Genomic DNA, 12,165 nt, shown 5'->3' on the forward strand with positions numbered 1-12,165 from the left:
TCTTCAACAGCCTTTTCTTGTCAGGAGAAAGACCATGCAACTCGCATCCCGTTTCGCTTCCCATTCCCCCTCACTGCGCAGCGATTACCCGCTGTCCGATGACCAGATTCATCGCGTGGCCCCGTCCATCTTCGCGGATGCCCCGCATGAGAGCCGTTCGCAGCGGTACGCCTACATCCCCACCGCCACGGTGCTGACCGAGCTTCGCAAGGAGGGGTTTCAACCCTTCATGGTGACGCAGACCCGCGTGCGCGATGAAGGCCGCCGAGAGCACACCAAACACATGATTCGCCTGCGCCACGCCAGCCAGATCAACGGAGCGGAGGCTATCCGCGCCGCATTCAAGTGATGATTCTTCGTCTGGAACCCACTTGGTGCCAACGTACTGAGCCGAACCGGCATCCAGCATCTGCCATTGGAGCTTTGTGAGCGATCCGCTCTTTTCCTGCCAAGGGTCTTGATAGTCATCGTCGTTGAATACGACCAGGCAATCCACTTCCTCTGGCTGTTTGAGCTGAGATCTCATGCTGTTGAATAGAGCCGCAGAGCCGAACACGATCAGGTCTGTATCCGATTCCTGTGTTGCACGCCCGTTCGCACGAGAGCCGATAAGCCATATCGAATCAGGAGGTGGTTGAAGGGCAGTCAATGCGGAAATGAATGCGGAAGCCGTCTTTGTGAGATGGATGGTCATTTGTGGACACCTGACGCCGACATACATGGGGTAGCAGTCGAACGTTTTCTAGCCATGCTGACCCTAGGCCCGGCCGTAGCTACGCTTCACCGCTTGCCTTCAGCGCCGCCTCCAGTTCCTGCCGCACCTGCGCCAGCAACTGCTCGGCCTGCTTCGGCTTCTTGCCGGCATAGGCCAGCGTCAGCAGCGTGAGCGGGTGGACTTCCATCACGTCGCACAGCTCGGCCAGCTTGTTCAAGGTAGGACTCTTGAGGTCGCGCTCCAGCGAACTCATGTAGGTGCGGCTGGAGACGTTGGAGAAGGCTTCCTGGCTCAGGCCCCGTGCCTTGCGGATGGTCTTCAATGCCTCCGACAATGTGTGTTTCGCTACCAACCCTGGATCTCCCCCAAAATCCAAGATGACAGCCGATAGCGCCCTATAGGGCTACAATCTATAGTGTTCGCTTCTTGTGGTTTGCCGCATTTGTGCTTTTACGAAACTCCGCATGTGTGGATTCCCACAGAGGCACGGAACTGCAACCGTGGTTTTCCTCAAACCCGCCAATGCGGCTTTGCGCTTTCACGCTTGGGCGGTTTCGATGCAAGGCGCATCCGTGCTTTTGCGCACACGCTTGACGATGGTTTGCGTTTGCGTATTGGGGATCGAGGCGTGCGAGCGCATCATGCGCGTTGAGGGGGATTCAGCCATGACCGAACCACTCACCACCGATCAGGAGCGTGCGCAGTTGCTGGCCAACGGCAGGGATCGCGCGGCGGGCCGCGCCATCGACCCGCTGCCTGTGGTGCGGCTGTTCACGCCCGATGCACACGCCACCTGGCTGCTGGCCGCGCTTGATCCTGCCGATGGCGATACCGCTTTCGGAGTCATGGATGTGGGGATCGGTATGCCCGAGCTGGGCCACATCAAGCTGTCCGATCTGGCCTCCATCGTCGGCCCGAACAAACTGCCGGTGATGCGGGATCGGTATTTCCAGGCGGTGCGCCCGCTGTCTGAATATCTGCGGCTGGCCCAGGAAAACGGCTCCATCGTCGATTGAGCCGTTCGCACCACGGCGTGGCTGGGCGGATTGAGGCTATTTTCGTCTGGCTTCAGACCTGTCAGGTCTTAATCCAGACTGTTGCAGCGAATGAGTGTTATTCAGGCGCGAACGGCCATGATGGCGAGTGCAATTTCTGGCACGGTGGTTCTCGCAGGAAACGAGATTTTTCTGGCGCCGACACCGCATTCAGACGATTAGCGCAATGTACTGGATTCATATCGTCTTGACACGAAATTTACGGCTCATCCATGTTTCTAACGATTGGATATTTAATGCAGTAATCCGTGCGCGGTAATGGCGCTGCTCCTGCGATTCGACAGGAGCTTGTGTCTTGGCCGAACCTCACCATCTTGCGCAGTGGTATCCGACTGCGGCGTACCTCTACATCCTGGGCCTCGATGCCCTCGCGCTGGCCTGGGAGTACCTGCGCCGCCATCCCGAATACCGACTCGACTGGCTGCGCCGTCATCGCCGCTCCGATGCTGCACATCGCTGGGGCTTGCGCCTGCTGGAAGACCCGGCCCTGGATGCGCGGGACGCGCAGCCGGCCTGGCTGCCAGGCTCCGATGCCGTGGTGCAGCTTTACCCCGACGCTGATCCACCGGTGGATGCCGAGCCCTTCGCGTTCTGGCGCATCCCTGGCCACAAGCAACTGCTGCACGACGGCAAGGGGCTGGCGCTGATCGCGCGCAGTCCGGGCCGCTGCGTGCGCTTTGCGCTGGCGCCCGGTCTGGAGGACGGCATGGCTGTCGCCCATGCCTACCGCAGTCGCGGTGCGACGCATACGCCCGACACGCCCGCGCCTATGGCGCGGCCCAGGCCGCCGCCTGTGGCGCTGCTGGAACTGCACACGCTGCAGGCGCTCGACGCCACCCTCACGGGTGCGTCCTTGCGCGAGGTGGCCGAAGGGCTGTTCGGCGCCGATGCCGTGGCGGCCGACTGGCACGCCGACGGCGAGCTGCGCGCCCGCGTGCGCCGCTTGGTGCGCCGGGGCACTGCGCTGATGCGTGGCGGCTACCGCCGCCTAGCACAGATTGATGTGCCTGGGAAGGGACGTTTTGCAGTGGACGCAAAACGTCCCTGAGCAAGAGGGCTTCGTTTTCTGAGACTGCCTCCATCCGGTTGCGCTGTGTGGCCGGAGCTTTGAAAGCTATGGAGGTTCTTGCCATGCGTCCTGCTCCCTTGCGGCCTGCCGCCGCTCCGATCGCTTCCGCTGCGCAGCCGCAGCGCTACCTGACCAACGACGAAGCCGCAGACTACCTGCGGCTATCGCCGCGCACGCTGGAGAAGCAGCGCGTGCTGGGTGGTGGACCCAAGTTCCGCAAGTTCGGCCGCCGCGTCATGTACGCCGTAGCCGACCTCGATGCCTGGGCCGCCGAGCGCAGCTTCGACAGCACGTCCGATCCCGAGTACGCCGAGCACCATGCGGCGGACAGCCGTGCGCGCTGAACGCCGGCGCGCGGGTGGCCTTAGCCATGTCCAGTCCTGCGCTGCCGTCCCGGCAGCGGCCCGTGCCGGAACGCGAACAGCTCGACCTGTTCCGCGCCCTGCCGGGCGACATGGCGCCGCGCGACAGCCAGGACCTGATGGCGTTTCCGTTCTTCTCGCTGGCCAAGTCGCGGCGCACGGCGCCGATCGACTTCCGCGCTGGCGACGTGACGATCCGCGTGGGAGGCACGGCCGAGCACGGCATCGCCACAATCTGGGACGCCGACGTGCTGATCTGGGCCGCCTCGCAGATCGTGGAAGCGCGCGACGCGGGCTTGCGCCCGTCGCGGCTGATGCAGGCCACGCCCTACGAAATCCTGCGCTTTATCGGGCGCGGTACGTCGCTGCGCGATTACCAGCGCCTCAAGGCCGCACTGGATCGCCTGCAATCGACTACGGTGGCCACATCCATCCGGGAGACGAGCGGCCGGCGTCTGCACCGCTTCTCGTGGATCAACGAGTGGAAGGAAATGGCCGACGCCCGCGGCACGCCGCTGGGCATCGAACTGATCCTGCCGGACTGGTTCTATGCCGGCGTGCTCGACGCCGCCCTGGTGCTGACCATCGACCCGGCGTATTTCCGGCTCACGGGCGGCATCGAGCGCTGGCTGTACCGGCTGGTGAGGAAGCACGGCGGTCGGCAGCCGGGCGGCTGGCAGTTCGACTTCCAGCACCTGTACCGCAAATCGGGCAGCGTGGCGCGGTTCTACGACTTCGCCGCCGACTTGCGCGCGCTGGTGGCGCGGCAAGCCTTGCCGGGCTACCTGCTGGGCATCGAGCATGCCGCTGGTGTTGCCTCGCCGCTGCTGACCTTTCGGCCCGTGCCGCCCACGGCACGGGGATAAACGGTGCGTGGCCTGTGGACGGACTCGTGCTATCAGGCAACACAGGTGTCGTGCTATCAGGCAACGAATCCTCGTGCTATCAGGCAACAAAATCGGCCGCAAAGCCAATAGCGGCGCGGGTTTCGGCCGCTCCTAACTTCCCTAACTCAAATTCTCTAACTGGTAGTAGAAGCGCCGCGTCTCGGTGGACAACCACCACGCGGCACGAAGCGCTGCACCAAAAGACCGGCTTTCCAGCAGGGAGGGCCGCGCCATGATCGTCGCGCTGCTCAACCAGAAAGGCGGCGTCGGCAAGACGACGCTCGCCACCCACATCGCCGGCGAGTTCGCGATGCGTGGACAGCACGTCGTCCTGCTGGACGCCGACCCGCAGGGTTCATCGCTGGACTGGACACAGCGCAGAAGCCAGCAAGGCTTGCCACGGCTGTTCAGCGCCGTGGGCCTCGCACGCGAAACGCTGCACCAAGAGGCGCCAGAACTCGCCAGGCGGGCCGATCACGTCATCATCGACGGCCCACCACGCATCGCGGCACTGGCGCGCTCCGCGCTGCTGGCGGCCGAGCGCGTGCTGATCCCGGTGCAGCCCAGCCCTTACGACCTGTGGGCCAGCGCCGAGATGGTGGCGCTGATCCGCGAGGCGCAGGTGTTCCGGCCTGCGCTGCGCGCGGCCTTCGTCATCAATCGGCGCGTCAGTACCACCGTGATCGGACGCGAAGCGCGCCAGGCGCTGGCCGACCAACCGCTTCCTGCGCTGCGCGCGGAAGTGCATCAGCGCATCGTGTTCGCCGACAGCGTGGCCGCTGGCCGGCTTGCACGCGAGACGGCGCCGGACAGCGCCGCCGCGCGCGAAATCACCGCGCTGGTGGATGAACTGCTGCGGTGGACGCCATGACAGCGAAGCCGCCACCCAACAGCAAGCGCACGGCCAAGCGCGTCGGCATCGGCGCGCGTCCGCCCGCGAATCCGCACGCCGAGGCGTGGATTCGCCAGGGCGACGCCGATGAGTTGGGCAAGGGCGATCTCTACACGGCTCGCCTCACTCTCGACATCACGCCCGCCATGCGGGCGCGCATCAAGGTATCGGCCTTCACGCAAGGCGTGACCGTGGCCGACCTGCTGCGCGGCCTGCTGGAGCGGGAGTTTCCAGAACACCGCAGGGAGCACACGCCATGACTGCATCCGCTTCGCCGACCGCTGGCGCGGCCACGGCTGCGCTCGCAGCACCTTCCGGCCAGCCCGCCAGCGCGCCGCTGACGCGCGTGGCGCTAGCCTACATCGAACCGCGCTTCAAGCTCTACCTGCGCTTTGGGGAACCCGCGCGCACGCTCCAGCTCGACCGCTGGCGGCGCTGCGCAATATTCCTGCCCAGCGCCATGTTCTGCCGCATCCGCTGGCAGGCCAACGACTATGGCACCGTGCGCTGGCAGCTCATGGTCATGCAGGCTTGCACGCCGCTCGATGCGGCGCAGCGCATCCCCGGCGTGCAGCCGGGCGCGCGCCTGCTGCTGCACGCCGAGGGGGAGAACCAGGTGCGCGCCGTGCTGGAGCGCATCGACGCCATCGAGGCGCTGGGCATCGCGCCGGTCGGCGTCTCGCCGGCGTACTGGCGCACACTCGCCAACCGGCTCGCTGCGCGCCTGCCGCTGCCCGAATACACCGCTGAGCGACACGCCGCCTGGCTGACCGGGAGGGCGCTGCCATGACCGCCGTTTCGACTGCCGGCACCGCGCCGCGTCCTCGCTCGCCCCGCGCACGTTTGCGCGCTCGCCTCGTACTGGCGGGACTGTCCGCCTGCGGCCTCGCTGCGCTGGCCTGGGTGTCCTTCGTGCGTCCGCTGCCGCGCCTGATCTACAACCCGTCCGACAGCGTGGCGGTCGGCTGGTATCGCGTCGATCCGCAGCGCCACGGCACCGGCTCGCCGCCGCGTCGGCTGGAAGTGGGCAGCATCGTCCTGACCACGCTGCCGCCAGACGCTGCCGCGTTGGCCGCGCAGCGCGGCTACCTGCCGGCGCGCGTGCCGCTGCTCAAGCGCGTGGGCGCCATCGCGCCGCAAGAGGTGTGCATCGCTGGCCGCATCGTTCGCATCGACGGCGTGCCTTCGGCCGCCGTGCTGCCTGCTGACCGCTGGGGCCGGCCGCTGCCATCCTGGCAGCAATGCCGTCGCCTCGAACCCGGCGAACTGTTCCTGCTCAGTGTGACCAACCCGGCGTCGTTCGATAGCAGGTACTTCGGGCCGGTCAATGCAGGCGCCGTGATCGGCGTCGCGCATCCGGTCTGGCTGGAGACACGCCCATGATGGCTGTCGATTCGCTGCACGTCGCCGTGCATCTTGTCGTGCCATCGGGCGTGTCGTTCTGCTGTTCGTCGCCGTGTTGTCGCGCGTGCAGTGCGGGTGCATTCGCACCGCACTTCGCGCTGCCTTCGGCGCAGCCGTCCAACGTGCAGGCGTCTTGCCTCGAACGCGCCCGGCCTACGGCCGTGTCCGCGTTCGCCGGCGCGCTGACTGCTCGCGCAGCAGCGCCGCCGGGCCGCCGCTGCCCGGAGCGCCAGCGAGGGGCAAAGGCGGAAGGCAAGACAAAAGGGTGCGGCACCTGTCGGCCCGCAAAGCCAGTCTGCACGTGGGGGTGGCGCGGCACGCAGCGGCTTCGCCGCCGTGCCGCGTGGGGCGCGAGGCTCGCGCCAATGCAGGCTTGTCCGCGTGCTACGCACGACCGGACATGCCAGAGCTTGCAGGGAGCGCAGCCATGACCGACCGCCGCGACGACGATTTCCGCATCCGCCCCGGCGCCCCAAAGAACCGCGGCCAGGGCTTCGTCTCCAAGGTGCTCAAGCAGGCGGGCAAGGCCAGCAGCGGCAAGTCCGCTGTGCGCCGTCCTGGCACTGCCAGCGGCACCGGGAGGGGCACCGGCCAGCGGCCCGGCTCGCGCCTAGGGCGCGGCCACACGGCGGCGCGCTTCGCCGGGGCGAAGCTGACGCCCATGTCTCGGCGTGTGACCATCAAGACGCTGTTGGTCAACCAGCGCCAGGCCAGCCCGCAGTCGCTCGCCAAGCACCTTCGCTACATCGAGCGCGATGGCGTGGGCCGCGATGGCGAGCCGGGCCAAGCCTACGGGCCGCAGACCGACGAAGCCGACCTCGATGCGTTCAAGGAACGCTGCGCTGACGACCGGCACCATTTCCGCTTCATCCTCTCGCCCGAGGATGGCGCGGAATTGGAAGACCTGCGCACCTACACCCGGCACCTGATGGGCCGCATGGAGGCCGACCTGGGCACGCGGCTGGAATGGGTGGCCGTCGATCACTGGAACACCGACAACCCGCACACGCACATCGTCGTGCGCGGGCGCGACGACACCGGCAAAGACCTCATCATCGCGGGCGACTACATCGCCGATGGCTTCCGCCATCGCGCCGCCGAACTGGCGACCGAATGGCTGGGGCCGCGCACCGAACTGGAGATCCAGCAGACCTTGCAGCGCGAGGTGGAGCAAGAGCGGTGGACGAGCCTGGATCGCACGCTCAAGCGCGAGCTGGGCGACGACGGCCAGGTTCATGTCGAACGGCTCAACGAGCCGAGATTGCAACGCCAGCGCCTGCTTCTGATCGGCCGTCTGCAACGCTTGCAGCGGCTGGGCCTGGCCGACGAGATGCAGCCCGGCACCTGGGCCGTCCATGCGGACGCGGAGAAGACCTTGCGCGCCCTGGGCGAGCGCGGCGACATCATCCGCACGATGCAGCGAGCCATGCGCGGCGAGCCGCGCGAGCTGGCGGTGTTCGAGCCGGGCGACGACGGCCGAACCATTCTCGGCCGCGTAGCCGCGAAGGGACTGGTCGACGAGCTGCGCGACCGGGGCTATCTGGTCGTCGACGGGGTGGACGGCAAAGCCCACTACGTCGCGCTCAACGCCCGCGATGAGCTGGCGAACTATCCCACCGGCGCCGTGGTGGAGGTGAAGGGATCGGCCGACGTACGCGCAGCCGACAAAAACATCGCCGCGCTGGCGAGCGATGGCCTGTACCGCACCGATCATCACCTGGCGATCGAGCAAGGCCGAGCCAAGCCCGGTCGCGATCCACAGGAAGTCGTCGCGGCCCACGTCCGCCGGCTGGAAGCACTGCGCCGGGCCGGCATCGTGGAGCGCGTGGCCGAGGGGTTATGGAAGGTGCCGGACGATCTGCCCGAGCAGGGCCGCCGTTACGACGCGCAGCGCCTGGGCGGCGTGGCCGTGGAGCTGAAATCGCACCTGCCCATCGAGCGACAGGCCCGCGTGATCGGGGCCACCTGGCTCGACCAACAACTGATAGGCTGCGGCCGAGGGCTGGGCGACCTGGGCTTTGGTGGCGACGCCAAGCAGGCCATGCAGCAACGCGCCGACTTCCTGGCCGAACAGGGGCTGGCGGAGAAGCGTGGCCAGCGCGTGATCCTGGCCCGCAATCTGCTGGCGACGCTGCGCAATCGGGAACTGACGCAAGCCGCGAAGGACATTGCAGCCGAGACCGGCCTGGAGCATCGCCCGGTCACGGACGGCCAACGTGTGGCCGGCATCTACCGGCGCAGCGTCATGCTCGCCAGCGGGCGATACGCGATGCTCGACGATGGCAAGGGATTCAGCCTAGTGCCGTGGAAGCCAGTGATCGAGCAGCGTCTGGGGCAGAAACTTGCCGTGACGATGCGCAACGGTGGCATTTGGGAAATTGGTCCGCAACGCGGACCGTCTTTGGGGTAACACCATCAGATCATGGCCATCTTGAATAGCGCCATCACCATGATGTTCGGCCCGCCGACCCGCAGGATTGATTGTGACTGCTACATAGCCGTCGACTCGGACTTGGAGCAAGGGGTATCTAAGGCACGCTGGCCGTGAGGAGATGACATCCTTGTTTGCGATGAATTCGCTATCGACGTTCCTCCTTGACCTGGGCTTTTTGTCGGACCAGCACTTCCGCATAGTGAGCTTCCACCCAATCAGCCAACTCCCGCACTTTGGTGGCTGCCTCCTTGCCTAGTGGTGAAAGCGTGTATTCCACATGCGGCGGCACGACATCATGGGCGTGCCGCTCCACCACGCCATCGCTTTCCAGTAGCTGAAGCGTCTGGGCGAGCATCCGCTCGCTCACACCGCCGATCTTGCGGCGCAACTGGCTGAACCGCAGCGTGCCGGGCAACAGCGCAACAAGCACGAGCACGCCCCATCGGCTGGTCAAGTGGCTCAGGATTTCTCGCGAGGGGCAGAGCGGGGTCAGGACGTCGCCCCGCCTCAACCTTTCAGACAAAGGCATGGCCGGCGACGGTGCAGGCAGTGACGAGTTTGCTGTCATGAGCTTACCTTTTTGTGCGTACTTACGAAAAATAATTTCAACATTTATAGTGGCTTATGGTTTTTTCATCAACCCTCTAGTTCACTAAGGAGTGACACCATGAGCATTGCCGTTACTGGCGCCGCCGGCCAACTGGGCCACCTCGTCATCAAAAACCTCAAGCTGAAGACCTCTCTGGCCAATCTTCTTGCCCTGGTGCGCAATCCGGAGCAGACCGAAGTCCTGGGCGTTACGGCCAAGGCGATCGACTACTCCAAGCCGGCGACCCTTGACTCCGCGCTTTCCGGCGTGGAGACGTTGCTGCTAATCTCCTCCAGCGAAATCGGCCAGCGCGCCGCTCAACATGCCAACGTCATCGCGGCGGCGAAAAAGGCGGGGGTCAAGCGCATCGTCTACACCAGCGTGCTGCATGCTGACACTTCCGTGCTGAGCCTTGCCGAAGAACACCGCGCCACCGAGGCCGATCTCAAGTCGTCCGGGCTCTCCTACACCATTCTGCGCAATGGCTGGTACACCGAGAACTACACGGGTTCGGTTGGCGCGGCACTGGCCAATGGCGCGTTCTTTGGTAGCGCAGGCGATGGCCGAATCTCGTCAGCCACGCGCGAGGATCTTGCTGATGCAGCGGTCGCGGTCCTGACCACCGACGGTCATGTGAATGCCACCTACGAGCTGGCCGGCGATACGGCCTGGACTCTCGCGGAGCTGGCAGCGGAAATCTCCAAACAGACCGGCAAGGACATCCCCTATCGCAATCTTTCCGAATCCGACTATGCCGCAGCCCTGGAAGGCGCTGGTTTGCCCAAGGGTCTTGCTGCAGCCTTCGCCTCCTATGACGTCAGTGCTTCCCAGGGCGCGCTCTACGGCTCCGAGCGCACGCTGTCTGAGCTGATCGGGCGGCCGACCACTTCGCTGGCGACCAGTGTCGAACGTGCGCTGAAGGCGCTTTGACGTAGTGCTGCGCGGGAAGGGGGCGCCGCGGCTCCCCATGGCTCGGAACATTGAAAAGGAGCAAACCACATGCAAGCACAACCCTTCGATCCCGCCCGGCTGGCACCTGATGTGCGCCGGGTGCTTGAGGCGATGGCCGCTGGCGATGCGCCACTGCTGGAATCGCTGCCGATGGCGCAAATGCGCGAGGCGTACAAGCAAATCGGCGCCAGCCTTGGCGGTGAACCGTTGGCGGTGGGCGCTGTGCACGAACGGCACGCCGAAGGGCCAGCCGGACCGATTCCCTTGCGACTGTATCTTCCTGAAGAAGGCGAGGGGGCGCATGCGGCCACAATCTATCTTCACGGCGGCGGATGGTCAGTCGGCGATCTCGACACCCACGACAAGGTGTGTCGCCGTCTGGTTCACACCAGTGGCCATGCCGTTGTCTCCGTCGATTACCGGCTGGCTCCAGAGCATCCCGCACCAGCCGGCCCCGAGGACGTGGTGGCCGCGATCCGCTGGCTGTTCAGCCACGCCGCTGAAGTGGGACTGGACCCGCAGCGGCTGGCGGTGGCCGGCGACAGCGCCGGTGGAAGTCTCTCGGCTGTCGCTACCCTTCAGTTGCGCGGCGAAATCCCGCTGCTCGCCCAGGTACTCTTTTATCCATGCCTCGACCTGTCGCCAGCGGCAGATGCTTTCGCGTCCAGGTCCGAGAATGGCAACGTCCCGCCGCTCACCCTTGCGGCCATGCATGCCATGTCCGCTCCCTTCGTAGGCAACTTCAACACCCGGGATCAGCGCCTCTCTCCACTGCAAGCTGACGACTTTCACAGCCTGCCGCCCGCATTGATTTTCACTGGCGAATGCGATGTCCTGCGAGATGATGGAAGGCTCTATCGCAACGCACTGACGAAGGCCGGTGTCGAGGTGGACTATGTCGAGGTGCCGGGCATGGTACATGGCTTCATTGAGATGGCAGGTGTGCTGCCCGCTGCCGTGCAGGCGTTCGAGCGTGCAGGTTCGTTCCTGCGCAAGCAGATTGGCTGACAGCGTGGGCTACTCGCAGAAAAATGCGACTCGCGCATTCGGCACATAGCCAAGTGCGGAGCGGCGTCATACCCGAGCGGCCACGACGCGATGCTGGATGATTGCGTGGGGTTCAGAGATACCGTGGAAGCTGATGATCTAACAACGGCAAGGCTTTGGGTCGGATGAATAGGATGAAGACCACGAATGTGGGTCTACCGCGCGCGCAAGTCCGGCACCTCCCCTCGCAATGCCGGGTCCCAGTGCTCGTCGGCTTTCCCATTGACAAGCCGCCAAGTGTCATACCAAGTCGTCGAGTAAGACCCCTGCGGTGTTTCAACGGTGCGAGGGTATATCACCGTCACCAAATCACCCTCCGCCATGACCGCAACGATTGGTGTCTTGATCTTCGCCGGGATAGTGCCCGGGCGAACCTTGAGCACCTCAGTGAAGTACCGGACGACTGCATCACGGCCTGATTGCGCATTTGGGTTGTGCTGGATATACCGCTCGGTGAGATAGCGATCTGCGCGATCCCAGTGCCCAGCCTCGATCAGTTCTCGAATGATCTGATAGACCACTTGTTTGTTGGCATGCAACTTCGGGTCGCTGCTGGTGAATAGCGCCTCAGCATTGGCGGAGGGCGTCACCGCCTCCTGTGCACGTGCAGTGGCAAAGAATAAGGTGGACGAAATCAGCAAGCAAAGAACAAGACGAATCATCTTCATGGCGACATAGTTGGTGATGCGGAGTTGAACTCCATGTTTGACATTTGAGTGCATACTGAAACTGAAATGTAGGATAAATGCGATGTACTTTG

At 64.8% G+C, this 12,165-nt stretch carries 15 protein-coding genes and 2 pseudogenes; 12 read left to right on the forward strand and 5 right to left on the reverse strand.

The window, feature by feature from the left end:
* Positions 1-34: 34 nt before the first annotated feature.
* Positions 35-328, forward strand: a pseudogene (locus ACSQ22_RS23615) (DUF932 domain-containing protein); the annotation flags it as partial.
* A 216-nt stretch (positions 329-544) separates the two neighbouring features.
* Here the strand turns inward: ACSQ22_RS23615 and ACSQ22_RS23620 are convergent.
* From ACSQ22_RS23620 to ACSQ22_RS23630, 3 genes and pseudogenes are all read right to left on the reverse strand, one after another.
* Positions 545-721, reverse strand: a pseudogene (locus ACSQ22_RS23620) (nucleotidyltransferase domain-containing protein); the annotation flags it as partial.
* Between the two features lie 52 nt (positions 722-773).
* Positions 774-1,067, reverse strand: a complete 294-nt coding sequence (locus ACSQ22_RS23625) for a helix-turn-helix domain-containing protein (protein ID WP_008905700.1) — start codon at positions 1,065-1,067, stop codon at positions 774-776.
* A gap of 186 nt (positions 1,068-1,253) precedes the next feature.
* Positions 1,254-1,382: a hypothetical protein gene (locus tag ACSQ22_RS23630; RefSeq protein ID WP_436131733.1), complete on the reverse strand. Its 129-nt coding sequence runs from the start codon at positions 1,380-1,382 to the stop codon at positions 1,254-1,256.
* Between ACSQ22_RS23630 and ACSQ22_RS23635 the strand changes: the two genes are divergently transcribed.
* The 9 genes from ACSQ22_RS23635 to ACSQ22_RS23675 all read left to right on the forward strand — a co-directional run bounded on the left by ACSQ22_RS23635 (position 1,381) and on the right by ACSQ22_RS23675 (position 8,794).
* Positions 1,381-1,731, forward strand: coding sequence for a DUF2958 domain-containing protein (locus tag ACSQ22_RS23635; protein WP_008905702.1), 351 nt, complete (start codon positions 1,381-1,383; stop codon positions 1,729-1,731). The two genes, ACSQ22_RS23630 and ACSQ22_RS23635, sit on opposite strands and share 2 nt — an antisense overlap.
* 334 nt (positions 1,732-2,065) lie before the next feature.
* A complete protein-coding gene (locus ACSQ22_RS23640) occupies positions 2,066-2,818 on the forward strand; it encodes a DUF2285 domain-containing protein (protein WP_436131734.1) in 753 nt (250 codons plus the stop codon).
* 83 nt (positions 2,819-2,901) lie between these two features.
* The gene (locus tag ACSQ22_RS23645; RefSeq protein ID WP_436131735.1) at positions 2,902-3,183 is read left to right on the forward strand and encodes a helix-turn-helix transcriptional regulator; all 282 of its coding nucleotides are present in this window, start codon (positions 2,902-2,904) and stop codon (positions 3,181-3,183) included.
* A 26-nt stretch (positions 3,184-3,209) separates the two neighbouring features.
* The gene (locus ACSQ22_RS23650) at positions 3,210-4,067 is read left to right on the forward strand and encodes a replication initiator protein A (RefSeq protein WP_436131736.1); all 858 of its coding nucleotides are present in this window, start codon (positions 3,210-3,212) and stop codon (positions 4,065-4,067) included.
* Between the two features lie 253 nt (positions 4,068-4,320).
* On the forward strand, positions 4,321-4,959 hold the full coding sequence (parA, locus tag ACSQ22_RS23655; protein ID WP_436131737.1) for a ParA family partition ATPase: 639 nt from the start codon (positions 4,321-4,323) through the stop codon (positions 4,957-4,959).
* Positions 4,956-5,240, forward strand: a complete 285-nt coding sequence (locus ACSQ22_RS23660) for a chromosome partitioning protein ParB (protein ID WP_436131738.1) — start codon at positions 4,956-4,958, stop codon at positions 5,238-5,240. The genes parA and ACSQ22_RS23660 overlap by 4 nt, the downstream gene beginning before the upstream one ends.
* Positions 5,237-5,770, forward strand: a complete 534-nt coding sequence (locus ACSQ22_RS23665; protein WP_436131739.1) for a DUF2840 domain-containing protein — start codon at positions 5,237-5,239, stop codon at positions 5,768-5,770. Before ACSQ22_RS23660 ends, ACSQ22_RS23665 begins: the two co-directional genes overlap by 4 nt.
* Positions 5,767-6,363: a S26 family signal peptidase gene (locus ACSQ22_RS23670; protein ID WP_436131740.1), complete on the forward strand. Its 597-nt coding sequence runs from the start codon at positions 5,767-5,769 to the stop codon at positions 6,361-6,363. The genes ACSQ22_RS23665 and ACSQ22_RS23670 overlap by 4 nt, the downstream gene beginning before the upstream one ends.
* Positions 6,364-6,811: 448 nt before the next feature.
* Positions 6,812-8,794 carry a relaxase/mobilization nuclease domain-containing protein gene (locus ACSQ22_RS23675; RefSeq protein WP_436131741.1) on the forward strand — a complete coding sequence of 661 codons (1,983 nt, stop codon included), beginning with the start codon at positions 6,812-6,814 and terminating at the stop codon, positions 8,792-8,794.
* Positions 8,795-8,963: 169 nt separating this feature from the next.
* Here the strand turns inward: ACSQ22_RS23675 and ACSQ22_RS23680 are convergent, their stop codons facing one another.
* On the reverse strand, positions 8,964-9,272 hold the full coding sequence (locus ACSQ22_RS23680; protein ID WP_436131742.1) for a winged helix-turn-helix transcriptional regulator: 309 nt from the start codon (positions 9,270-9,272) through the stop codon (positions 8,964-8,966).
* A 213-nt stretch (positions 9,273-9,485) separates the two neighbouring features.
* On the opposite strand from ACSQ22_RS23680, the gene ACSQ22_RS23685 reads away from it, so the two are divergent.
* Positions 9,486-10,337 carry an SDR family oxidoreductase gene (locus ACSQ22_RS23685; protein ID WP_436131743.1) on the forward strand — a complete coding sequence of 284 codons (852 nt, stop codon included), beginning with the start codon at positions 9,486-9,488 and terminating at the stop codon, positions 10,335-10,337.
* 69 nt (positions 10,338-10,406) lie between these two features.
* The gene (locus ACSQ22_RS23690) at positions 10,407-11,366 is read left to right on the forward strand and encodes an alpha/beta hydrolase (RefSeq protein ID WP_436131744.1); all 960 of its coding nucleotides are present in this window, start codon (positions 10,407-10,409) and stop codon (positions 11,364-11,366) included.
* Between the two features lie 194 nt (positions 11,367-11,560).
* Here the strand turns inward: ACSQ22_RS23690 and ACSQ22_RS23695 are convergent, their stop codons facing one another.
* Entirely contained in the window at positions 11,561-12,073 is a 513-nt protein-coding gene (locus tag ACSQ22_RS23695; protein ID WP_436131745.1) for a nuclear transport factor 2 family protein, read from the reverse strand.
* Positions 12,074-12,165: the final 92 nt, after the last annotated feature.

Source organism: Acidovorax sp. LjRoot38, assembly GCF_964252975.1.
In the GTDB taxonomy this organism is placed as follows: domain Bacteria; phylum Pseudomonadota; class Gammaproteobacteria; order Burkholderiales; family Burkholderiaceae_C; genus Acidovorax; species Acidovorax facilis.